This window comes from Thalassoroseus sp. (assembly GCF_984380535.1).
Genome location: NZ_CFHRBF010000003.1, coordinates 64,635 through 89,122 on the forward strand (window position 1 = coordinate 64,635; position 24,488 = coordinate 89,122).

The window sequence follows — 24,488 nt, forward strand, 5'->3', positions numbered from 1 at the left end:
TCAACACCTACCTTCAAACCGAGCAATCACTATAGCTTGCCCGAGTTCATCGAATTGGCTGGATGAAACGGAATAGTTTTTTGACTCTTCGCGGCATCGGTTAAACTCATGTTGAGTCCGCAATCGGTGTGGCTCGCGATCCGTCAAATGCACGCTTTGTGCGAGAATCCGAGACATTGATGACCGGAAGAAGTTCGCCGAGTTTGACCCAACCACAAACGGACAAAACGGCATCGCCCGATCCCTCGGGGTGGTCACGACCGAAAAAAATCATCGTAAGCGGTTTGATTGCCTTTCATCTGTTCGCAGTTGTGCTATCGCCAGCGTCGACTCGGCCGTCATCAGGATTGTCGCAAGCTGGTTGGGATCTCTTCCAACCGTACATCGAACTGATGTATCTCAATCACGGGTACCGCTTTTTCGCGCCGGAGCCCGGCCCGAGCACGCTTATCAGTTACACATTGACGACGGCTGACGGCGAAACGGTCACTGGCCGAATTCCCGATCGCAAAACCATGTGGCCACGGTTGCTGTACCACCGTTACTTCATGCTGACCGAAAACATGAACAGCTTTGGTATTGTTGGTGACGACGAATTCATACCATTCGGACCAGAGTCGTATGCCCGACATCTCTGCGCGAAATTCGACGCCAAGACCGTTAGCCTGACACGTATCACTCACTGGTTCCCGACAATGGAACAAGTCCGCAACGGCACGAAACTGACAGCCCCCGAAAGCTACACCGAAGAGTCGTTAGGCCGGTACGATCGGCATGGAAAGCGATTGCCATGATGTCGACTCTCCGAAATTACTTCACACGCGTTTTCGACCAATGGGACCAGTTCTTCTTTACTCCTCGTGACCCGGCTTTAACTGGGGTGATCCGAATCGCCACGGGGCTAATGTTGGTCTACACATATGTCGTGTGGGGCAGCGATCTGGATTCGTTCTTTGGGGAACATGCCTGGCTGGACGGCGAACTCGTTCGGCAAACCCAATCCGAGAGTTACCAATACTCCTTCTGGTGGTTTGTGCCGAATCACCTGATTCATGTTGTTCATTGGTCGTGTGTCGCGGTATTCGTACTGTTTACCCTGGGGTTATGGACTCGTTTGACCGCGGTACTGTCTTTCGTGATCCTAGTGTCTTACGCCTACCGCGTACCAGTGGCGTTGTTTGGGCTCGATCAAATCAATGCGATGCTCACTATGTATCTCATGGTTGGACCCTGCGGCGAGAGACTTTCTCTTGACCAGTGGTGGAAGAACCGACAAGCCGCCAAGTCGTCTGGTGAATTACCGTCGCAAGTTCGTCCGAGTGTTGCAGCGAATATTTCGATTCGCTTGATTCAGATTCATATGTGCGTGATCTATTTCTTCGCCGGGGTGGGCAAGCTTCGCGGTTTTTCCTGGTGGGCGGGCGATGCCATGTGGCAAGCTTTTGCCAACTTAGAATATCAATCGCGTGACATGACATGGTTGGCCCATTATCCGAAACTGATCGACGTCATGACCCACACGACTGTCCTATGGGAAATCACGTTTTGTATGCTCGTATGGAGACCGCTGGCACGACCGTTTATGCTCATCCTTGGAGTTTTGTTACACCTAGGAATCGGTGCCTTCATGGGAATGTGGACGTTCGCGTTGATCATGATGGTCGGACTGTCTTCGTTTTTGCCCTCGGATCCAGTGGCTCGCGGAGTCTCACGTTTGTTTCGGACCGGCTCGACTCAGCCCGATGAGACGTTGTCGGATTCGAACACTTCTGCAAACTTAGCTAATGCTCTTTGACGCCCGAAAGTTTCGATGATGGCCCCGCACTCCCGCAGATTTCGGTCGCTCGTGTTCTTCAGTTGGCTGACGTTGACTGCAACCTCCCACTGCGTTTTTGCGCAGAGTACCCAAGAAATACCCTTGGCAGATGCGGTTGCCGAGCTAAAACGTGTCGCCAACGATTTTCTCGCAGCAGACAATCCGCAGTCCGCTCGTGTTCGGGCGGATGAAGCAGCAGAGGAAGTTCTAACGAGTGCCGCACGCGTCGCGCGACGCATTGCCGAACCGCAGCAACATCTTGACGCCATCGCACAGTTGCACCAGGCGAAATCGGTCGTGGACACTGAATTAAAAGCCCTGCTTGCAAAGCGCTCGGCCATCGCAGACATGACTGACGAGACGCAAAGCATCACAGACGCTCGGAAAATGTTAAGCGTGACAGCTGCGTTGATCGACCTTTCCGGGCGATTGAACTACCAGTTACAGCAGACGATTTTCTTCGCCAGTCATCGGTTCTCGCAAGACAACAAACTTCGTGCGGCTTTGGTCCAACGCCTCGCTGACAACCACAGCGTCATCGGTACTTCGCTAGCAGCATCGATGCTAATCGATCCACTGGACAACAGCCCAATTGTGCCGGCGACCCCCGAAATCAAACGACAAATTCTCCGAATGCTTGGCCGTTACGGTCGGCAAGAGAGTCTCTTTTGGTTACTGCGTTTCTTAGAGAACAATCCGTCTGCGGAATTTCAGCTCCTGGCCTGTGATGCAATTGTCCGGGTTGGTCTCCCGCAGAACGTCACCGAAGAAGCCGGCGTTAGCGAACCGGCGATCACGGCGGCGGCTTTGAGGGAGCGAATTCAAGCGATTCCGGCTGCAGAGTTGCCGGCGTCACTTCGTGGACACCGCGAGGTGCTGATCGATTGGCTTGAGCAACGAGTCGAGAAGGGCGTCAACGAAGAGGGCTATGCGGTAGGTCGAGCGATTTTCAAACCGGGGGATTGGGTACTGTTCCGCAATCCGTCGCCATACAACCGATTCTCAACGTTGACTCCCGGGTTGTTTACCCATGCGGGAATTGTCACGCTGCACGCCGATGCAAACGGCTTTCAGCGGATGGTGTTGGTCGACCTCAACGAACGCCAGACGAAAATCGACGGACGAAATGTCGAGAACACACTTTCGATCCCGCTTTATTACAGCGTGCTGAGACATTCCGACCCGAACGTGCAGAAACAAATGGCGACAGCAGCGGCGGCCATGATCGGTAACGAAGCTCGCTTCGACCTCACATTCGACACTACGCGAATCGACGATCTCCGTGAGACCGATCTCGCTGATCAGAAGATCGACACCTACTGCGTGGGCATTTTGATGCTATGCACGCAGAAAACCGACCGACCCCATGAGGAGTTCTTTCCGATTCCTGAAGCCGTTACGACCGAGCGAATGGCAGAGAACTTGGACCGCATCGGCTTACGGATCGGGAAAGGGTTTCGAACGCCGACCGGTGCACTGTTCGCCAAGGAGATGGAGTTGGTGCATCTGAGCGAACCGATGTACGATCCGGGTCGTGAGATTCAGCAGCAGATTTACGATTACTTCGCCACTCGTCTGAACGATTCCAGCTTGCGACCACAACAGACGTTGTATCAATCCCTACGGACTGATGTTGCCGACCTTGCAAACGATCGTCCGCTTCTGGCCGATGCTCTGGCGGCAGCCGCTGGTGTCGATCCGACGACCGATTTCGCTGCAGCGGCGCGAGCCGTTGCGGTTGTGGAATCACTCGACGCGATTGCGGAGTCAAACAGTCGCGATTTCAATCTTGTCTATCGGCGAATTATGCAGGGCCCCAAAGTTCCTGCATTGTCCGAGGATGCATCAGAAGCCGATCGTAAGTTGGCCGCCCAACGCGAGCAACTCGTGAAACGTCATGAGGAACTTGCCAACGGCTTATGGCAACGAAAACTTGCACCGGCGTCTTTGGAAGCTGAACTTCAACGATTTTATATCGAGCGTGGAAAGAAAGAACTCGACCGTGCCTTCTTTCCTGAGTTCGCCCCGCCGGCGGAAGAAGATTAGGTCAGGAATACGTCCGACATTTCCCTCTTCCCGAACGTTTCTGGCTGCGTTCGAGGTGGTGTCATTGTATGCGAGATTCGTCTGGTTATGATGTAATATCACATCATCGTCACGAACGGAGAAAGCGCACATGGCTAACAATTGTTATCTGGGAATCGATTTGGGAGCGGAAAGCGGTCGCGTTGTGGCGGCGACCTTTGATGGCGACCGCGTCGAGTTGGACGTGCAGCATCGATTTCCAAACCGCCCGGTGATGATTGGAGGCTCCCACCGCTGGAATGTGCTGAGTTTGTGGGACGAGATTCAACACGGATTGTCTCAAGCGGCGGCCAATTATGGCGACCAAATTGTTTCGGTCGGCGTCGATACTTGGGGAGTCGATTATGTGTTGATGTCGCGGGGCGGAGAAATCCTTGGGCAACCTTATCAATATCGCGACGCCCGGACTCAAGGGATCTTCGAAGACGTCTTTCAACAGGTTCCTCGGAAAGACGTCTTCGCGGCTACCGGCGTGCAATTTCTCGAGATCAACTCGCTTCCGCAATTGCTAGCGATGCGGCGGGACCATCCGAAGGTCCTCGACTTTGCGGAACGATTTTTGATGATGCCCGATTTCTTTCACTGGTGTTTGTGCGGCAGCCAAGTCGTTGAGTTTACCAATGCAACGACGTCGCAATGCTTCCACACCACCACAGGGACTTGGGCCTACGACCTGCTGGAAAAACTGGATTTGCCAACTGAAATGTTTCCCGATGTCGTGCGTCCCGGAACCGCGCTCGGTCGACTTCGTGAAGAGATCGCAGTCGCCACCGGTCTTGGTCGAATCGAGGTGGTCGCGCCGCCCACCCACGACACCGCGAGCGCGGTTGTCGCTGTCCCGACCATCCACACGGGCAAAGCGAACTGGGCATATATTAGCTCGGGGACCTGGTCGTTGATGGGCGTCGAACTGCCGAACGCAGTCACAACCGAGCAAGCCCTTCAGTGGAATGTGACGAATGAAGGCGGTGTGGACGACACGTATCGATTGCTCAAAAACATTATGGGGCTATGGCTTGTTCAGCAATGCCGCGTCTCGTTCGAACGGACCGGAAAGTCCTTCGACTATGCAGAACTTGTCAATTTGGCTGCGGAAGCTGAACCATTCCGATCTTTGGTTGACCCCGATGATTCCGCGTTCTTGAATCCTGATGATATGCCGACAGCGATTCGCGAATGGTGTCGTGCACACAACGAACCAGAGCCGTCCAATGAAGGCGAACTCGTCCGCTGTGCTTTGGAAAGTTTGGCTCTCAAGTACCGATTGGTTCTGGAACGGCTCGAACAGTTGACAGGCACGCCGATCGAAGTCATTCACATTGTCGGCGGTGGATCACAAAACGGCACGCTCAATCAGTTCACAGCGAATGCCTGTGGTCGCCCGGTTATCGCAGGCCCTGTCGAAGCGACCGCGTTGGGTAATGTCTTGATCCAAGCCCGCACGAGCGGCCAACTCAATAGTTTGGCGGAGATTCGCCATGTGGTGCATGCATCGTCTGAGTTAGTGCAGTTCGATCCGAAGGATTCCATAGCCTGGAATGCCGCCTACGAACGGTTCCTCGGCCTTGTCGAACAATAGGAAAGCCATTGGTTCTTGCGGGGGCGTTTCCATGTTGGACACGGAAACGCCCTCGGATTGCAACTTCCGCGAGACAGAACCGGCCACGAAAGATGGAAACGGTTCCTAGCGGATCTTGGAAACGCTGACGATATTGTGAGGCAGCGGGTTATCTTCGTCGGCTTCCATGAGCAGTGGTGTCGAGTAGGTTCCGACGACATTCCCATCCGCATCGAGTACGGGCGAACCACGCCAAATTCGCTCGCTGTTAAGACGGGCATCGAACACGAGTTTAAAGACTCCGTTCTTAGGACGAGTAACCGTCTTTCCGGCAGCGTTGACAAAGCGAAGGTCGTTAATGCTACCGGACTGATTCACGGAGTTGAGGGACAACGGCACACCCGCAATCGTGACGTCCATCGCGGAGGAAACTTGATCCGAAGTTTTGAGAACCACCGGCAGTTTCTCTTTGATCCGGAGTGTGCCGACATCGTACTCGCCGATCTGCGTCATCAAGTCGGACAATTCCTTGCCGAGTTCTTCGAACTCTTTCTGGACCGGCTTCAAATCGGCATCGACATCTTCACCAGCCGCCCGTTTTCCTCGTAAAAAGTCGAGTTCTCGTTGCACCTGATCGAGTTTCTGGCCAACACGCATTGCTTCGCGATCGATGCGATCCAAAGTGGGAGAGACGGTCCCGCTCACGACTTCAAATTCTTCGTATGTCCGCGGATGCACGACGAGAACTTTCGCGTCGGTGTCTCGCATGGTTTCGGTCAGCATTTTGACCAAGGTCCCTGAAGAAACCAATTCTTGCGGCCCTTTGGCCCAGGCAGTACCGAGGTGGAACTGCTCCCCATCCTCTCGCATGACGACGATATAGATGCCGTCCTCAGGATCGATTTTCTCTGGAAGGGGAGGTGTCGTGTTTTCTGATTCCGACGGTGTCTCCGTGGTGGAATCCGGTTCGGTCTCGGAGCCTTTCTTCGAGACAGCGGCAGGGTTGTTGTTAGGTTTGGTTGGTTGGCTGTTGGCTGGTTCGGGCGTCTGATCATTATCCGGCGGGTTGTCGGAGGGATCATTCTGTGCAACCGCGGAGTTTGTCGCTGCTGATTCACCTCGAGACAACATAAACGGCAGACACACCAACACCGTCAAAACGATCCCGGCCATCGCTCCGGCCGCCAGGAATTTCCAGGGAGCGACGGCGGAACCGGAAGCCGATGTGGGGGCACTCGGACCCGCGATTTCCGTCAGCAACTGCTGCATTCTTTCGCGATCTGCCTCCGGCGGGTGGGGGGACAATCCGCTATGAGACAAACGTGAAAGTTGGCCGGGGGTGAGTTGTTCCTCCAACTTGATGGATTTGCCAGGCAAGAGGCAGACCGGCCGACTCGTTGAATCGACTGCAATCACCCAACCGTTTTCACCACGCCACAGCAAAGCGGATTCGTCTTCGGTTGTGCCCACGGACGAAAACTCCATCAGGTAGGGAGGCTTCGGAGGAAGACCTGAACCGGCTGGTCGGTTGCTCTCCGGAGAAATCTGAAACATGATCGCCATAGGTGGGACCAATACCATGAAGGTCGCAAAAAATGATCGCGTCGAAAGATCAACCGAGCATTATGGCTCTAGTTTATTGTGACGTCCACGATCTCGCCACTGATTCGCCTCGGCCAAACGTTTCTCCGCCGAGAGATGTCCGGTCAGGTCTTCCCAATGAACGATATAGCGGTCTTGGTCCTGAACAGTGGAGTAGAAGTCCCGCATAATGCGGTACATCTTATGATAGGCGGTTTCATCGCCGGGTTTCGCAGGGGCGAATTTCAAGCCGGAATCGGCCATGTATCGCACAAACGCCGGGAGCGTTCGTTCGCCGGCGAATGCGAAGCTGCCGTTGAACATCTCGCTCGAACGTTGTCCCAGCTGATTGATCCGACGAAGTTGCCCTTTCAATTCCTTTAAGAACGCCTCACTGTGGAGGTAATCAAGGTTGTTTTCGATTCCCTGATAGATGCGGAAGTTTTTGTTGTCGTAACGGTCTTTGAGTTCCGTTTCCATCTTGGTGAGCGTTTTCTCTAAGACGGCTCGCGTCTCCCGGGTGACGCCCTCTTCACTCAACTTGGCTTCTTTGATGGCGTCTTCGCGGGTCGATAAAAACTCCGCACGAAGATCGTCAAAATTTTGAGACTGCAGCAAGATCGGCCAAACGTCGACTTGCATGGCCGCCCCATCAGTCGGGCGAAAGACGGTTTTGCGTCCACCACCTAAGTTCTGCACGATTTGCAGTCGATCGAGAATATCGTCGCCGAGTTGGACGTTCTTCTTATCCCAGTTCTGAAATTGAGCGTCTGACGGAGAACCATTTTCATCAAACTTGTGGGTAAACACCGTGACGGCGAGACGATCCAACAGCAAGTTGAGGGCTTCTCCGTTCAGAATCGAGCCTTCGGAGGCATCTGGGTTTTCGATATAACGCTCGAGCTTGCGACTCTTAATCAAACGCAACTGCTGCATTTGAGAAATCTTGCGTTTCATCTTTTCGGCTTCGTCAATGGTCCGCATTTCCCACGACGCATTCTTCGCAGAGACAACATTGCGGATGCGTTGCTTGATCGCGAATTGCATCGTGTGATAAGCCCAGGCATTGTTGACCCGCGCATAACTCGCCGCCACTTGAGAGTTGTAGTAGCTGGTGACGCTGTCTCCCCCGCCACCGCCGACATATCGGCCTGCGTAGATAAACTGTGCCCAAGCGACTGACGAACTCGCCATCACCATGCTGCCAGCCAGTAACAAAACACAGATTAGGCGGCGTTGACGCTGAGTATGGCGGGAAGGAATTGTCGTAGAATTCATCGTTCACCTATGGCCCAATATGAGTTCAGGACAAATCGCATTGCATCACGGAGAGCGTACGGGTGGGTTACTGACGAGGATATCTATCCTGACACCTTGAAGATACAAAAACTCTCCGGGAAAGAGGCGGACGAATACAAATTTCCACGATTTTTTTCAACTTTTCCAACCCAAACAACGTTTCCCAGCCAGAGTGTTTGCCCCAAGCATGCTTTTCGCTTTGGTAGCCAACCGTTAGCATGAACCGCCTTGCGTTTTTCTAGACAGGATTTCAGCCGTGACCGCGATTACCCTTCCTTTTCGTCATCGCTACCTTGTTCGTTTCGATCCCAAGCGTGTTCCGCATTACTTCACGGACGTGCTTGTGATCGGCGGTGGCATTGCGGGCACGCGGGCCGCGTTAGCAGTGGACTCGAAACTGGATGTCGTCGTTGTCACGAAAGATGTCCTTTCGATCTCCAATAGTGCTTGGGCACAGGGCGGGATCGCGGGTGTGCTGGACCCGCTAGATGATATCGCCAATCATGCGGCCGACACGATCGCGGCGGGGAAGGGACTGTGTCACGAAGAAGTGGTGCGGATGGTCGTGGAAGACGCCCCGGAGCGAATTCGTGAACTGATCCGCTACGGGACCGACTTCGACAAAGAAAACGGCGAACTGGCCCTGACCCGCGAGGGGGGACACTCCCACCGGCGGATCGCTCATGCATTGGGCGACGCAACAGGCAAAGAAGTCATGCGGGCGCTAGCGGAACAATTGACGGGAGCAGAGAACATCGCCGCCTGGGAGGAAACCTTCACCATCGACCTGTTGACGCACGAAGGAGTCTGCAGAGGGGCGTTGGTTTGGAATCCCCGACATGGCAAAACGTTTCTCTGGGCGAAACAAACGATCTTGTGCACCGGTGGAGCCGGTCAACTCTACCGAGAAAGTACGAACCCCAAAATCGCCACCGGCGACGGCCACGCAATCGCGTTTCGAGCGGGAGCCGAACTGCGAGATATGGAATTGATGCAGTTTCACCCGACCGTCTTGTACATCGCCGGGAGTTCTCGGCATCTCATTACGGAAGCGATGAGAGGGGAAGGAGCCCAATTAGTCGATGCCAACGGCTACCGGTTCATGCAGGATTACCACCCCGATCTCGAATTAGCACCTCGCGACGACGTCAGTCGGGCAATCACCGACCAAATGGAGAAAACGCAACATCCGTGTGTGTACCTAGACCTGTCGAAGCTTGAACCATCGCTAATTCACGAACGATTCCCGCACATCCGGAAAGTCTGTCATGAATTTGGCATCGACATTACCCGTGATCGAATTCCCGTCCGCCCCGGAGCCCATTACATGATCGGTGGGTTGGTCGTCGACGAACACGGAGCGACAACACTGCCGGGGTTGTGGGCTGCAGGGGAAGTGACATCGACCGGCCTTCACGGAGCGAATCGCTTAGCGTCGAACAGTCTCCTAGAAGGATTGGTTTACGGTTTGCGGGCGGGAATCGGAGCGTCGGCTGTCGCTGCGGATCAGCCGGATACATTCCAGGCCATCCCGCTACCACCTCGTGAAAAAACGCGGGCCGAAGACGATTCCGAACGAATGGACCTGACCGACCTTCGAAACTCACTTTCCAGCCTCATGTGGCGGAAGGTCGGGATTCGCCGCGATGCCGACGGCTTACGCGATGCCCTCACCCAGGTCGATTTCTGGAATCGATACGTGGCAGCTCGCGAGTTGAACGACCCGAGCGGCTGGGAACTGCAGAACATGGAACTCCTGGCCCGGTGTGTCATCACCGCCGCCACCACTCGCACTGAAAGCCGAGGAGTCCATTACCGCAGCGACTACCCAAACACCAACCCAAACTGGGCCCATCACATCCACATTATTCCGCAAATGGTTTGAGTGAGAAAAGGCCCTCGCTTTCACGCACCGTGACGAGATTTCCTATGAAGACGGTTGGCTTCTTGCTTGGGGTGCTAACATTGGTTCTGAACGGATGCAGTAATGAAATATCTGTGTCCCCGCAAGAAAAACCCTCGCAAGGGATGCAAATGGAGTTGAGCCATGAAGGACGCCCTTCCCTAGATTTCATGGGTCCCTACAACGTGTCCGCCACGGAGTTCGAAATTCCAGTGGATTCGATCTGGACGGAACGTGATGACATCCCCGAACTTTCGCTAGAAGAATTTTACCGTGTCCGAGCGGCGGTCGTTCGAGGCATTTCCAAGCATTCCACAGTCTATGGCGAAGTGGACGGCGATTCCGAGTTCTACGTATATGATGACAAATTCTTCGACCGAACTCAGAAGGTGGAAATCACACCGTCGCCCGAACTTTCTCAATCTCTGCCGGCGGTCATTGCAGAACTGCAAGAAGTGTTGAAAGAGCATCCTTTGTGGCGGGTAATGTTCGTCGGTGAAGGCTACGAGGAGCAAGCCCGGCAGACCCATTTCGTCGTCTATCCAGATGTTGTTCGAATTCGCCAGCTCGACAAGTCAAAAACAGTAGCAGAAGCCGTTCGTCAGAACTCACAGTTGCGTCAGCGGTTCATCCAAGAACGGAAAAAACACCAGGAACAGCGGAATGCCGCACTCAAAAAAGCAGTTCAGTCTGCAATCGAGCGAATGAATCGTAGTGACGACGAGGTGCTTCTTGTCGCATGGTACGACACCTTGAGTGTCGTCGATTGGGACTGGGGCGGGGAAGGACAGCCCGGTTCATCGATCTGGCTGCTCGTCAGGTCGCCAACGACAGAGGATGAAATCGAAACCGAGTTTAAGGATTTCTACCCCTATTGGGTGACGAAAGACGGCAAGATCAATCTCGAGAAATCCGAATCAGAGCCGTCATTTCAACTCTGGCTATTCGAAGATAGCGAACTCATCGTCGACAAATTAGAGATCAAGGTAAGCGGTAAGAAATACTCGTTCACTTCGCCGCAGTCGTAAACCTTCCCCCGCCGCTGAGATCGCTTGATGACATCCTTACTGTTCGCGGCGACGACGGCGTGCGGCTGCAATGCCCATGAAGCTGGCACCAATGCCGAAGAGGGTCATCGAGGCAGGTTCGGGCGCAGGAGCTACAGACAGTGCTTGAAAGCTAATTGATCCCCAGTCTGTCTGCACGTTCCAACCATCGACCATGCCAATGCTGTTGGCTGATTGGTTGGTCAAGATTAGTTGTCCATTGATCGGTGCGTTTGCAGCTCCCCAGTCCCCCCAGAGCTGCAAGTTTTCGGTTGCTTGTCCCGGGTTATTCAGGCGGAACAAAAACGACGTGCCAGACCGAGTGCCCTGGATCGAAGAGAAAGTCGGAAGATTCGTCGCGAACAAACCCGATGTGCCGCTAACAGAGTCATCTTGCCCAGCAAAGCCTTGGTGACTTGCGCTGAAAAACACAGGATTTGGGTCTAAGGACACGGTTGCCAAGTTTGACGAAGACGCCGAAGCAGTCGCGATGTTCAAAGATCCCGAGTAGTCGAACTGCAAATCGCTGCCCACATCTTGATACGTAATGATCAAACCTGCCTGTGAGGTCTCGACCACAATCAATAACGCCATGCATGCTACAGCAGCACTTTTGAATCGCATCTTAACTCTCCGAAGTCCGGTTTGTGTCTATCTAACTGAGCGACTGATTTCGGCAATTGAATGAGGCAATATCGTCAGTTAGGAGTGTCATGTTCAGCAGTGTTGTTGCAGTTTGCTGATCTTGCCGGAGTTCGCAAGGCAGCTGTACTTTGCTTCATCATTAATTCATGAAGCCGCTTTGTTCAGAGGTGAACGGCCTGCGATGAAGGCAGCGAATCACACGCGGAACGACGGCTTCCCGCGTTGAAATATTGACGAATCCAAGCGTCACTTTCGATCGGAAATTCCGTTCCCTTTTCGTCAGAGGCAATGCCGCTAACACATCGAGAGATGTCCGGAAAGCGTTAGTGCATTGCGGATGCACGTGCATGCGGAGTTGGTGCTGTCCCACCAAAAAAACGCCCAACGGAAAACCATTCCGTGATTCTGTAAGAAATGGAAAAGTTTCACTTTTCTAGCGAGGCCGACGGCACTTGAATCCGCAACCCTCAGACCGGCAGTAAGACGAGCCGGGTTCGCGTTTGCCGGATGATGTCAGCGTCTTCGATCGTTGGCAAAGTTGGTGCAAAGATCGGAAAAACAGAAAGTTCCTTCGAAAACCTTACCAAGCGACGCCGCCCAGTGGAGTCCCATTCCCCTCGGGATTATGGCTACTCATTCGCTAACGACTTGATCTCTGGAACGCATCCAATCACCAAACCCCAGGGAAGCGAAACACCCGGTTCTTCGGGTAAATTGTAAACGACTTTTTGCGGCATGTCGTCTGGGGGCTTCCTCGAAGTTGCTCTCGGTCGTCCCGACCGTCACAGCGTCGTTCATTGGAAGACACGTCAGCAAGTTGCCCTCCTTCATCAAGCGATAGAGGGAAGCGAGAATCCGCCTCGCATAGAAACCGCTGACAAACACTGCCGCCCCACCACCAGCCTGAGACTCCACGACATCAAAACCATGGTCGTCTAGCCCTGTTTTCGGGACTTCACTCAGCAGTCCCTAGACGGCAAACAGTTTATCAGCAGGGATGGATGGGCTGGGCCTGATCGGCTGCAGCCAGCATATGATATCACCAGCGAGGAAGATGACCAGTAATCAGAAGACCGACCCCACCCCTCGGGCGATGTTCGTCAGTGTCGCTGACGACACGAAAAAACGCCCGCTGTCATTTATTGACAACGGGCGTTTGAAGCGAGGCCGACGGGACTTGAACCCGCAACCCCCGGATCGACAGTCCGGTACTCTAACCAATTGAGCTACGGCCCCTCGCGTTGGCGTGGAGGGAATTCTAGCACGCGAAATGAATCGGTCAAGCGATCCCGCCACGATTCTTTTTCATTTCTGATATCGCGTGAACATCAATGGAGAACCAGCTCGGTTTTGTTCACTGGTGGGGTCTCTGAATCGGCCTCGGTAGAGGATTCGTCTGGGGGGGAAATCGTCATCCCGGTGAATCGTCCGTAGATGCTGTAGAACACCGGAACCAGCAGCAGAACGAGTACCGTTGAGAGCATGAGACCGAAACACAAACTGTTGGCCATCGGAATCAACAATTGAGCTTGCAACGATGTTTCGAGCAAGATCGGCAACAGTCCGCCGATGGTTGTTAGGGACGTCAGTAACACCGGACGAAACCGACGCACGCCTGCCTCTGCTACCGCGACGTCAAGTGGCATACCGTCCTTGAGTTTGTGGTTGATGAAGTCCACCAACACGATCGAATCGTTCACCACGACACCCGTGAGTGCCACGAGACCCATGACGCTGAATAACGTCAATGGCAAGCCCATCGCAGCATGTCCCCAAAGTGCGCCAATGATCCCAAAGGGAATCACCGCCATCACAATGACGGGTTGCAGATACGATTTGAATTCCAACGTGAGCAGGGCAAACATCGCGAGGAGAGCGATGATCAGTCCGAGAAACAGACTCTGCATCGATTCAATGGTCTGTTCCTGTTGCCCTTCCCAGCGGACTTGCAGATTGGGGTATTTCTCGAGCAGTTGTGGCACGAACTTGCGTTGCAACTCGCCCACGATCTGCGATGCGTTCGCGATGTTGGAGTCCACATCTGCGGAAATCGTGATTGATCGGCGTTGATCCAAACGGTTCACTTCCGCATATCCGCGATTGACTTCGATCTCCGCTAATTCCGTGAGCGGACGCTGATAGCCGTCGCCGATATCAATACGGATGTCGTCCAAACTCGCCAGTGACTCGCGTTCCGCTTTCGGAAATCGCACCATGAGTTTGACTTCGTGTCGACCGCGTTGAAGCCGCATGACTTCCTCGCCGTAATACGCGGATCGCACCGTCCCAGCAATCGTTTCCAACGGAACCCCCAGCTGTTCCGCATCATCTTTGACTGCAAGTTGGAGTTCCCACTTCCCAGGTCGGGAATCGTCGGTGATGTCGAAGACTCCGGGGTAACTGGCTAACTTTTCTTTACATGCCTCGACAGCGGCTTCCAGATCGGGCATGTCTTCCGATCCGCCAAGCATTTTAAACTCGATCGGCGTACCGGCTGGTCCACCCGCGATCGTGCCAAAGCTGAGCGTCTCGGCCCCCGCGATTTCACCAACGCGTTCCCGCCAAATCTTGACAACCTCGTCGCTGGTAATGTCGCGATCTTCGTTGTTGACCAACTCGACGCTGATCATCCCTGCATGACTGCCCTCGGTGCGTTCGGCGGCTTGTCCCGGGGCTTCAGCAACGACTTGCCCGACAAGACGGTGTGTCAGAGTGACCAATGGCCGACCTTCACGTTCTTCATATTCGCGACCAATTTCGATAATCGCATCTTGAATACGCTGCGTGGCGACATCGGTGACGTGTTTCGGGGTGCCTTCCGGGAAGATGATTTTCGACTCGATTTGGCGAGCGTCGAGGTCCGGAAAAATTTCCCAAGGAACGATCCCGCCAGTCACGAGTGAGAAGGAACCCAGCAATAGTGCGACCGCTGAACAACACACTAAAGCTGGGTTCCTCAAACATTGCCTCAAAAGCGGCGCGTAAACGGATTCGATGAACCAATCCAGCCGGCGGCCGACCCATTGATTGAAGCTGGTCCATTTGCGGGAAATCCAGCTGACACGTCGCGATGTCTTCGGCGGGTGGGCCAAGTGACAGGGAAGAATGAAGATGGCTTCCACCAGCGAAATCACTAGCATCGCGATCACAGCAACCGGGAGAACCGCGAAAAACTTTCCCATGACCCCGGTCACAAAGAACATCGGCATAAATGCGAAGACCGTTGTGGCGATGGACGTCGTGACCGACGGAATGACTTCCGCGGTGCCATCGATTGCGGCTTGCAGCCCGGTTTTTCCCATTTGCCGATGGGCGTAAATGTTCTCGCCGATGACGATGGCATCATCGACCACGATCCCAAGTGCGATCAGAAACGCGAACATCGAAAGCATGTTGAGCGTCTCGCCGGTCTGCCAAAGCACAATGAGTGCACCGAACACAGAAATCGGGATTCCCAAAGCGACCCAAAATGCGAGGCGAAATTCGAGAAAGATCGCGAGTATCAGGAAGACCAATACCAACCCCTGCATTCCGCTTGTGGTTAGCAAGTCCAAACGCTCACGGACGTCGATCGAAGTATCTCCCCAAACCGCGAATTCATACCCCGGCGGTAGTTCTTTTGTCTCGGCGTACTTTCGGACGGCGGCGGTCATGGCCAGCAAGTCTTCACGGGCCGCAGCTTCGATCGAAATCGCTAAACCAGGTTGGCCGTTGATGCGACTGATCGCGGTCGTGTCGACAAACTCATCTCGTACCGTGCCCAAATCACCTACAGTCAGGGCGACGCCCGACGAATCCGTCACCAGCGGGATTTTTTCGATTTCATCTCCATAGAGACGCTTGTCTTTCCCCCGCAGCAGATACTCCTGGCCTTGCCCTCGCAGGTTTCCGCCGGGAAGTTCCAAGTTCCGAGCCCGTACTCGGTTGGCGACTTCCGGGAGTGTCAGACCATACTTCCGCAGCGTTGCCTGTGAGATCTCGATATCAATCTGATAGTTCGGCGTCGCCTGAATCTCAGCGACCGAAATCTCCGGGACCAGTAACAAATCGTCGCGAACTTGTTCCGTCAATTCCCGCAAACGTAATTCGGAATCGATGCCAGCATTCTGCGTGGAGATCACTCCCAGCGCGATGGCCCGATTTCGCATCGTCAGTTGGCGAATTTCTGGTTCTTCCGCCAGGATCGGGAAACTGGGGATCCGATCGATTTCGGACTCGACTTCCCCAAGAATCTTCTGGACGTTCGGTCCGTCAGACTCACATTCCAGAATGACCGAACCACTGCCTTCCAAGGCGATCGAGGTGACTTTCTTGATACCATCGACCGAGCGAACCGCTTCTTCGACCTTCTGACAGATGCCCTGTTCGACTTCATCCGGGCTGGCACCGGGGTAGGGCACGGTGACGAGAATGATTTCCAGTTCGAACCGCGGAAACTCCTCACGCCGCAGCATCAACGCAGCGATCGAACCCACCAGAATCACGCTGATCATCAGCGTGTTCATAGCGGCGACGTGTTCGACAGCCCAACGGACAAGCGATTTCATCGATTCGAACTCGACAAGAGAAACAGATACGAGCGGTTGATGCTAATGTTTAGCGGTGTCGGCAAGAGACGGTGTGTCTCGACTGATCAAGCCGGACCGTCCCCTAGGATTGGTTAGCCTGCGTGTGGTGGAGCTGTCGCGTTCGCAATTGTCTTCGGTTGTTCCGAGGAGGAATTTAGGATTCGCACCTGCATTCCATCCGACACCGACGCCAACGGACTCACAACGACCGCGTCGCCGTCTTGGAGACCATCTTCACGTTGCTCGACAAGAACGTAGTCTTCCATGGTGCGTGCCAATTGCACGTCCAAGATCTCAAGTTTTCCTTCTCGAACGACCCACACAAAACCGCCCGGTCGATAGGCAGAGATGGGCAGCTTCAACAGCGGAAGTGGTGACGTGATCGGAATTCGCACGGTGACATACATACCGGAAAGCAACGCGGGCGGTGTGACGACGGTTCGGCGAATCTGGTCGAGACCAGCCTCGATCCGCGATGCTTCAGGGTGTTCGACCAATACTCGACATGGGACGGTTCGCGTTCGTGTGTCGAGACCAACGCCTTCATAACGAGACAAGACCCCATCCCAAACCACGCGAATTCCGTCGACTTCAAATACAACTTCGACGGGAGCTTCAGGAAGTTCGAGGCGTTGACCCACGGTTGGTTCCGAGGGACTTTTTCGAGAATTATGCTGCAACCAAACCCATTTCAGTTCGGGGATTCGCAGGTTGCATTTCACTTCCATCCGGGCCGACTCGCTAATGCGAATCAGTGGATCGCCCATTCGGACAAACTCGCCTTCGTTGATCAATTCACCAACGACTGTCCCGGAAACCGGCGCGAAAATCTTCGTGCGTTTCAAATCGGCCTGAGCTTGACGAAGTTGCGTTTCCGCGATTTCTTTGGCGGCAGTGAGTGTCGATTGTCTCTTACGATAAGCTGCAAGTTGATTTTGCAGAGTTTGCCGGCTGTTTCGAGCAGCAAGTTCGGCTTGTCGAGCGGTATCGACTTCACGTTCGCTACCAGCATTCCGAGCGAACAGTTGTGTCGCGCGATTCAAATCACGCTGGAGGATACGAAGTTGCTCGTCGGCGAGTTTCACCATCGCCTGTGTGCCTTCAATATCGACTGCAAGAGCCTCCAGGTCGAAAGCGGCTTGTTGCACCTGTGCAGTCAGTCGATCGACAGCGATCTGATAATCCGTCGGATCGATCTCGAGTAGCAGGTCACCTTCGTTCACAAAGTACCCGCCGCGACTTGACTCAGGCAGGTTGATCACGCGGCCATCGACCTCAGCGGAAATCGTCACCCGGCGATAAGAAACGGCTTCACCATCGACCACGATCGGAAACGGCTTTTCCACGAGTTCCGCAGATTGCGTCTCGACGACAGTTTCCACCAGGCCGCTGGTTTCACGGGTTTCCGGTTCCGCGCGTTGGCCGAACACGAAGAGGCTTCCCGCCCCAAGTAACAGGACTGCGACAGGCAAGATCGCTCGCAATAGTTTCGCCGCGTTTGATTCGACAGACATCAAATGAGATTCCCCTTCGATGAACTCGCGGAAGGACTGAGACCTTGCGAATATAAATTCACAACTTGCCGGACATACTCTTCGGGCGAATGTTCGATGACTTTGAAGCCCATCATCTGCTCGAGGAACACCGGCCCATGCAGCGATCCAAGTAACGCCATCGCCGTGGCTTCGGTGTCGATTGCTCGAATGAGTCCACGCTCATACGCCTTCTGCAACCAACCCGACAACGCCCGAATTCCAATCACGGGCGGCGGCGGATCGTAATGGCAGACCAACTCCTTGTCCGAGATGCCACTCCATCGCAGCACCGCCATCCGGGCGGCCATCTCCACGAAGAATTTGGAAATCACCGTGACAACACGCGTAAGCTGTTGTTCGAATGCCTCATCGGTCGGGCCGTCTTGCAATTCCTCGGTCCAAGGCGGAACGCCAGGCGGCCGGAGACAGGCCATCATCAGCTCTTGCTTGGTCGAAAACCGCTTGAAGACCGCCTGTGCCGACACCCCCAACCGATCCGCAATCACCTCCATAGAGACATTCGGACCATGCTCCAGGAAGATACCCCGAGCGGTTTCGAGAATTTCGTCGTCAGATACGCGTTGAGGACGAGCCATCGTGGCCTTGGAGTTAGTTAGTTGTGACTCACTAACTATTATTCGACAAGGCCGATCATTGGCAAGATCGAATTACAGAATTTCATCAAATCTGGGCCGGAGATCAGATTTAGAGTTGATAGGCTCGTGTCGCATTACCTGACCAAAATGCAAGCTGCTCGTCGGAACTTAATTCCTGGACGAGAGTTGCGATACAGTCCACCCATTGATTGTAACTGCTTTCTAGCAAACAGACTGGCCAGTCACTTCCGTACATCAATCGGGTTGGACCGAACGCATCTAATGCGACATCCCAATAGGGACGCACGGTCTCGATGGTCCATTCGGGGTCACGAACTTCCGTGACAACGCCGGAAAACTTGCACGAAACATGAGGGCGTTTGGCCAGTTCGCGGAGAAGGTTCGCCCAAGTTTCATCGAATTCCGCCGCCTGAATCGTCGGCTTTGCGATATGGTCGAGGACAAAAGACTGATCGGGGTGTCGATCCACAAACTCAATCGTCGCAGAGAGTTGTCGTGCGTAGATCAGAATGTCGTACACCAATCCGAACGGCTTCAATGCCGTGATTCCACGATTGAAATCCTCACGAAGAAGAAATCGATCGTCGGGTTCGTCTTGGACAACATGCCGGACCCCCTTTAACTTGGGGCGGTCGGCGAAGGTCTCTAACACATTCTGGACGTCTGAAGCGGCCAACGGAACCCACCCGACAACACCCCGAATCCAGGAGGTCTCCTCCGCGAAGCTGAGCAGGGCTTCGGTTTCCTCGACGGTCTGACGAGCCTGGACAGACACAACTCCTTCGATGTCATTGGCTTGCTTCACGCCATAGAGATCATCCGGGAGAAAGTCGCGTCGGAGCACGCCCATATCCGGGCCAATCCAGCCATATTCGGCCGGGTCATATTTCCAGAAGTGATGATGGCTATCGATTCGGTTCATGTCGGAATCACTTTCTGGAACGCTTGCAGTTGTCAAGACTTGTGACTGATCGGTGTCGCGGGACTCGTTAAGCGTACAATTCAAACGGCAGAAAATTCAACGGAATCGAAAACGCATAATTGACACAATAGGAAAAATCGGTAGTTTATGAGGAGCGACTGATCATCGCACAGCCTTCTCCAACAATTTGCCCAGGCAAATAACTTCGCTGCAACACGGATTCTCTCGATTCGTCGATTATGTCGTTTCGAAAGGTTCCGAAGTGCTGACCAATTCCTCCGAGTCGTTTGCTCCTGCCTTTTTGCTAATGGAGCAAGCTGAGTTTCACCAACATCGGGGTGATATCCCAACCGCGAAAACGCTGTGGAGCCGCCTTCTTGCAGATTTCGATCTGCCGAACTTTCGTCTGCGACACGCCCGATTTCTGTGCTCGGTTGGCGAGGTTTCCGAGGCCATCGAAGACCTGACCAGTTTATATCGATCGGCGATCGAAAATGGCGACGACGATTTGAGACCGGTCGTGGCTCACGAACTCGCCACGGTGTTCCGAAACCTGGGTGATCGTCATACGGCGGCCTCTTGGCAACAGATATCACTGGGATACAGTGAGAGTTGTTCGCCGGCTGACCTTGCAGGGCGGGCAGCGGATGCATTTCTGGCAGGGGAATATGCATTGGCGGACGATTTGATCCGTCGATCACTTGCTTGGGAAATTCAGACTGGCAACCGTGCGGGCGAAGCTGCGGATTGGGGGACACTCGGATTGATTCGGGCCGGTCAAGACGATTTCGAAGGAGCGGTCCGATGTTTCGGCCGAGCGTTTGCACTTCACCGGAAAATTAGTGACGCGGACGGAATGGCAACCGATCTCCTCAATCTCGGTGGAATCTTTGGAGGACGAAGTGCCTGGCAGATCGCTTTTCGTCTGTTCAAACGTGCTCAGTTTGTTGCAAGTGAGTCGGGGAACATCGTTCTCCAGAACCGTGCGGGCGAACAAGTGCAGAAAGCCGTGAAGATTCTTGACGTCGCAAAGCGGTCGCCCCAATGGAATTGAACGGAGGGGCGGAACATCGTCAACGTGAAAAAACCGCTTCACGCAGGGCGTAAAGCGGTCGAGAAAGCTGGAGAGAGTCGGCGTAACGCCGGTGTCTCTTAGTATCCGTAAGGATAGTCCATGTCCAAGCGGTCGGCGAACCACTTGTTCTTGCGAGCTTCGGCTTTCCAAGCACAACGAATCATGCGTTTGAGGAAGCACTCTTTTTTCGGTGGGCAGTAGCTGTAGCAATCGCAGCAAACCGGAGCAGGTTCACAGCACATGGGAGCAGCTTCACAGCAGACCGGTGCGGATTGGCAAACCGGAGCTGGTGCAGCACACACAGGAGCACAGTGAACAGCGGCAGGAGCACAGCAGGTCGGCTCGACGCTGCAGATTGGCTCTGGGGTGCAGCAGATCGGCTCAGAGACACAGTACTCGATGGGAGCACAGCAGGCAGGTTCTTTTTTGCAGAAGCAATCGAACAAGCCGGCTTCAACTTGTGAACCAGTTGCGGCAAATGCCACCAAGACCAACGCGAATTTCATCGTTTTCATCGTGTCGAAGTTCCTATTGGGGATTAATTCCTAAGGTCCCGGTTAGGGGAGACGCGTCGCCAACAAGCGGCAGTTGCGATCCGGGAAACTTTTCCAGTCACGGGAACTTTGCCACACAGACACCAAACGTGCGTTGAATCTTTTCAACGATGTTGCCAATTCGCCACACGCCCGGCAATTTGGAACGATTGGTCCGATTCTACCGTTCCAAACTCCGGCTGAAAATTGGCAGGATCGGTAGTTCAGGTAAATCAGGCGGGGGCTCGATTCTTGTTTTCTCGGGAAAATGTGTCTGAAGATTTCGCATGGTTTGCAGGATTCTCTCGCACCGCTAGAATGCAGCGACCTGTGGGCGAAGATTTTTTGTTCAGAAAACACGACAGTGAGAAACTTCATGGAGGGGCTATCGGTTGCGAGTCGCGATTTCAGCGCCGCTTGTGAGCAACTGGTGCCTCGCATTGAAGATGCCCTCAAAGACGCGGTTTCGCCTGCCCGGTTGCGACCCCATGAAGTTCCTGAGCGGTTACGATCCGCCATGGAATACAGCTTGCTCGCTGGCGGAAAACGATTGCGACCGATTTTGGTGCTACTTGGCTGCGACGCTTGCGAAGGTCGCTGGGAAGACGCGATGCCCGCCGCGTGTGCGGTCGAAATGATCCACACATACTCGCTGATTCACGACGATCTCCCTGCGATGGACAACGACGATCTTCGGCGTGGTCGTCCGACTTGTCACCGACAATTTGACGACGCCACTGCGATTCTCGCTGGCGATGCATTGCTGACATTGGCGTTCGAAACTTTGGCGAACGGATTTGATGACGAATTGGTCGCCGCACGGTGTTGTTCGACCTTAGCGCATGCGAGCGGAGCGGCCGGTATGGTCGGCGGGCAGATGGCCGATTTGGCCGGTGAAGGCCGATTCGAAGATCAGCCCGTCAAACAGTTTGAGGACGATCCTGAAGCGGCGGTGGCTCATTTGGAGTCCATCCACCGGCGAAAAACTGGGGCATTGCTAGCCAATTCGCTAAAACTTGGCGGGATTGTCGCCAGAGCCTCGACGGAGCAGCTCGATTCGCTCACAATCTATGGAAATTGTGTTGGGTTGGCCTTTCAAATTGCGGATGACGTATTAGACGTTGTTGGCTCGGCCCAGGAACTTGGCAAGAGCGTGCGGAAGGACGCCGACCTTGGCAAATTGACCTATCCATCCGTTTTGGGTTTGGACACGAGTCGAAACCGCGCGGAAAAATTGATCGGAACGGCGGAGCGTGCCCTAGCGGAATTCGGCTCCCGACGGAAGGCCCTCAGTGGGCTGGCTCGGTTCGTGTTAGAGAGAAATCATTGATGAACTACGAATTTTTGCCCCACATCAATTCCCCCAAAGACTTGCAGGCACTCAGCGAAGCCGAGTTGCAGCAAGTCGCCGCCGAGATCCGCGAGGCGTTGTGTCACGTCGTTTCCGACCGAGCGGCTCACTTCGCGAGCAACCTTGGGGTCGTCGAACTGTGCATCGCGTTGCACTTGGTTTACGATTTCTCACGTGATCGCCTGATCTGGGACACCGGTCACCAAATCTATCCGCACAAACTCATCACGGGCCGTTACCACGAGTTCAAAACGATCCGTCAAAAAGGCGGATTGATGGGTTACCCGAACCCGGCGGAAAGTCCCTACGACTTGTTCATGACCGGGCACGCCGGTTCGAGTGTCTCCACCGTTCTCGGGTTGAAGGCCGCCGACGATTTGCTATTCAAGGACAATCGCAAAGCGGTTGCCGTCATCGGTGATGGGGCGTTTCCGTCGGGGATTGTATTCGAAGCCCTCAACAACGCCGCTGAACTCAATAAAGACATGCTTGTCATCCTAAATGACAATCAAATGGGCATTTGTCCGCGCGTCGGGGGACTGGCGAAATACCTCGACAAAGCCCGCACAACCGGCTTCTACAACGGCCTCAAGAAAGACGTATCTTGGTTATTGAACAAGGTGCCGATGGTCGGTGAGTCCGTCGCGGACACGCTTCACCAGTTCAAAGAATCCGTGAAAACGTTTCTTCACGGCGGGATGCTGTTCGAGGAAATGGGGTTCCGGTACATCGGTCCGGTCGATGGCCATGATCTCAAAGGGTTGATGGAAACCCTGCGGATGGTCAAGGACATCAAAGGCCCTACCTTGTTGCATGTCTTTACCGAAAAAGGCCATGGCTTCGAACCGGCTTTGGAAGACCCGGTCAAGTTCCACACGCCGCCGCCATTCCAACGGAACGGGCAAAACGGCATTCTCAAGATCAATACGTCGTCGTCGGTGGCTTATACGAATGTCGTTTCGTCTGCCATTTACGACGCCATGCAACGCGACAACCGCGTTTGTGTGTTGACGGCAGCGATGTGTGCCGGCAACAAGCTCTCTAAGATCCGCAGCGACTTCCCAGATCGCTTCTTCGATGTGGGCATCTGTGAAGGTCACGCGGTGGCGTTTGCTGGGGGGATGGCCAAGAGCGGCATGCGGCCGATTGTGGACATCTACAGTACGTTCCTTCAACGATCTTTCGACCAAATCTTCCAAGAAGTCGCTCTGCAGAACCTGCCAGTGACGTTCTGCCTCGACCGATCCGGATTGACGGGCCCAGACGGTGCCACGCATAACGGTGTGTTCGACAACACGTATATGCGGGTGTTCCCGAACATGGTGTGTATGGCTCCGGCTGACGAACGTGATGTCAAACCGATGCTTGACTTCGCTTTGACCTACGATGGTCCAGTTTCGATCCGTTACCCCAAGACTGGTATCACGAACTACGAACGTCCCGACACGCCGGTCGAACTTGGTAAAGCCGAGGTGATCGAGTGGGGCACCGACGGCATGTTCGTCGCGTGTGGCACCCTGTTCAATGCCTGCGTCAAAGCGGCTGCTCGACTAAAACGGGAAGGGCTCAACGTCGGCGTGGTTAACGCCCGATTCATCAAGCCGCTCGATGAAGACACAATTTTAGCCGCTATTCGGGAATGCGGATTTGTGATTACCGCTGAGGAAAGTTCGCTGGAAGGCGGCTTTGGTTCCGCGGTACTAGAGGCGGCGAATCGCCAAGGACTCGATACCAAGCACATCCGCTGTCTGGGGATTCCAGATCGTTACATCGAACATGGCGACCGCGATGAATTGTTGTCGGAATTGGGACTCGACGAAGCCGGTTTCGTAGAAACCGCTCGCGATCTTGCTAAGCAGTTCGGTGTCCGAAGCGAATCGCATGAGGAATCAGAATCCACGGTCTGATTGATCGGCCGGGGCTCGTCGCAATCTCCGATTAGAAGACGTTTCGA

Annotated in this window: 17 protein-coding genes and 1 tRNA gene; 9 read left to right on the forward strand and 9 right to left on the reverse strand. The window is 54.2% G+C overall.

What is annotated here, in order from left to right; genetic code table 11:
• Nucleotides 1-179: 179 nt before the first annotated feature.
• The 4 genes from AC5DDB_RS04895 (at nt 180) to AC5DDB_RS04910 (ending at nt 5,480) form a co-directional block, all read left to right on the forward strand.
• Nucleotides 180-794, forward strand: a complete 615-nt coding sequence (locus AC5DDB_RS04895) for a hypothetical protein (protein WP_491738566.1) — start codon at nt 180-182, stop codon at nt 792-794.
• Entirely contained in the window at nt 791-1,795 is a 1,005-nt protein-coding gene (locus AC5DDB_RS04900; RefSeq protein ID WP_491738567.1) for an HTTM domain-containing protein, read from the forward strand. The genes AC5DDB_RS04895 and AC5DDB_RS04900 overlap by 4 nt, the downstream gene beginning before the upstream one ends.
• 123 nt (nt 1,796-1,918) lie before the next feature.
• A complete protein-coding gene (locus tag AC5DDB_RS04905) occupies nt 1,919-3,862 on the forward strand; it encodes a hypothetical protein (protein WP_491738568.1) in 1,944 nt (647 codons plus the stop codon).
• Between the two features lie 130 nt (nt 3,863-3,992).
• A complete protein-coding gene (locus AC5DDB_RS04910; protein ID WP_491738569.1) occupies nt 3,993-5,480 on the forward strand; it encodes a rhamnulokinase in 1,488 nt (495 codons plus the stop codon).
• A gap of 105 nt (nt 5,481-5,585) precedes the next feature.
• On the opposite strand, the gene AC5DDB_RS04915 is transcribed toward AC5DDB_RS04910, so the two are convergent.
• Complete coding sequence (locus tag AC5DDB_RS04915) at nt 5,586-6,929, reverse strand: hypothetical protein (RefSeq protein WP_491738570.1); 1,344 nt, start codon at nt 6,927-6,929, stop codon at nt 5,586-5,588.
• A 153-nt stretch (nt 6,930-7,082) separates the two neighbouring features.
• On the reverse strand, nt 7,083-8,318 hold the full coding sequence (locus AC5DDB_RS04920; RefSeq protein ID WP_491738571.1) for a hypothetical protein: 1,236 nt from the start codon (nt 8,316-8,318) through the stop codon (nt 7,083-7,085).
• 277 nt (nt 8,319-8,595) lie between these two features.
• On the opposite strand from AC5DDB_RS04920, the gene nadB reads away from it, so the two are divergent.
• Nucleotides 8,596-10,224, forward strand: a complete 1,629-nt coding sequence (nadB, locus tag AC5DDB_RS04925) for an L-aspartate oxidase (RefSeq protein WP_491738572.1) — start codon at nt 8,596-8,598, stop codon at nt 10,222-10,224.
• 113 nt (nt 10,225-10,337) lie between these two features.
• On the forward strand, nt 10,338-11,270 hold the full coding sequence (locus AC5DDB_RS04930; RefSeq protein ID WP_491738573.1) for a hypothetical protein: 933 nt from the start codon (nt 10,338-10,340) through the stop codon (nt 11,268-11,270).
• Between the two features lie 36 nt (nt 11,271-11,306).
• Here AC5DDB_RS04930 and AC5DDB_RS04935 read toward each other — a convergent pair whose 3' ends face one another.
• The 6 genes from AC5DDB_RS04935 to AC5DDB_RS04960 all read right to left on the reverse strand — a co-directional run bounded on the left by AC5DDB_RS04935 (nt 11,307) and on the right by AC5DDB_RS04960 (nt 19,575).
• Nucleotides 11,307-11,912 (reverse strand): PEP-CTERM sorting domain-containing protein, encoded by a 606-nt coding sequence (locus tag AC5DDB_RS04935; protein WP_491738574.1) that lies wholly within the window; start codon nt 11,910-11,912, stop codon nt 11,307-11,309.
• 1,183 nt (nt 11,913-13,095) lie between these two features.
• Nucleotides 13,096-13,169, reverse strand: a tRNA-Asp gene (locus AC5DDB_RS04940).
• 92 nt (nt 13,170-13,261) lie between these two features.
• The gene (locus AC5DDB_RS04945; RefSeq protein WP_491738575.1) at nt 13,262-16,480 is read right to left on the reverse strand and encodes an efflux RND transporter permease subunit; all 3,219 of its coding nucleotides are present in this window, start codon (nt 16,478-16,480) and stop codon (nt 13,262-13,264) included.
• 113 nt (nt 16,481-16,593) lie between these two features.
• Nucleotides 16,594-18,015 carry an efflux RND transporter periplasmic adaptor subunit gene (locus AC5DDB_RS04950; protein WP_491738576.1) on the reverse strand — a complete coding sequence of 474 codons (1,422 nt, stop codon included), beginning with the start codon at nt 18,013-18,015 and terminating at the stop codon, nt 16,594-16,596.
• Nucleotides 18,015-18,632 (reverse strand): TetR/AcrR family transcriptional regulator, encoded by a 618-nt coding sequence (locus AC5DDB_RS04955; protein WP_491738577.1) that lies wholly within the window; start codon nt 18,630-18,632, stop codon nt 18,015-18,017. The genes AC5DDB_RS04950 and AC5DDB_RS04955 overlap by 1 nt, the downstream gene beginning before the upstream one ends.
• Before the next feature lie 109 nt (nt 18,633-18,741).
• Nucleotides 18,742-19,575: an amidohydrolase family protein gene (locus AC5DDB_RS04960; RefSeq protein WP_491738578.1), complete on the reverse strand. Its 834-nt coding sequence runs from the start codon at nt 19,573-19,575 to the stop codon at nt 18,742-18,744.
• A 262-nt stretch (nt 19,576-19,837) separates the two neighbouring features.
• Between AC5DDB_RS04960 and AC5DDB_RS04965 the strand changes: the two genes are divergently transcribed.
• On the forward strand, nt 19,838-20,629 hold the full coding sequence (locus AC5DDB_RS04965; protein WP_491738579.1) for a hypothetical protein: 792 nt from the start codon (nt 19,838-19,840) through the stop codon (nt 20,627-20,629).
• Nucleotides 20,630-20,727: 98 nt separating this feature from the next.
• Here the strand turns inward: AC5DDB_RS04965 and AC5DDB_RS04970 are convergent, their stop codons facing one another.
• Nucleotides 20,728-21,165: a hypothetical protein gene (locus tag AC5DDB_RS04970; RefSeq protein WP_491738580.1), complete on the reverse strand. Its 438-nt coding sequence runs from the start codon at nt 21,163-21,165 to the stop codon at nt 20,728-20,730.
• Between the two features lie 394 nt (nt 21,166-21,559).
• Between AC5DDB_RS04970 and AC5DDB_RS04975 the strand changes: the two genes are divergently transcribed.
• The gene (locus tag AC5DDB_RS04975; RefSeq protein WP_491738581.1) at nt 21,560-22,513 is read left to right on the forward strand and encodes a polyprenyl synthetase family protein; all 954 of its coding nucleotides are present in this window, start codon (nt 21,560-21,562) and stop codon (nt 22,511-22,513) included.
• Nucleotides 22,513-24,441, forward strand: a complete 1,929-nt coding sequence (gene dxs, locus AC5DDB_RS04980) for a 1-deoxy-D-xylulose-5-phosphate synthase (protein ID WP_491738582.1) — start codon at nt 22,513-22,515, stop codon at nt 24,439-24,441. Before AC5DDB_RS04975 ends, dxs begins: the two co-directional genes overlap by 1 nt.
• Nucleotides 24,442-24,488 lie beyond the last annotated feature (47 nt).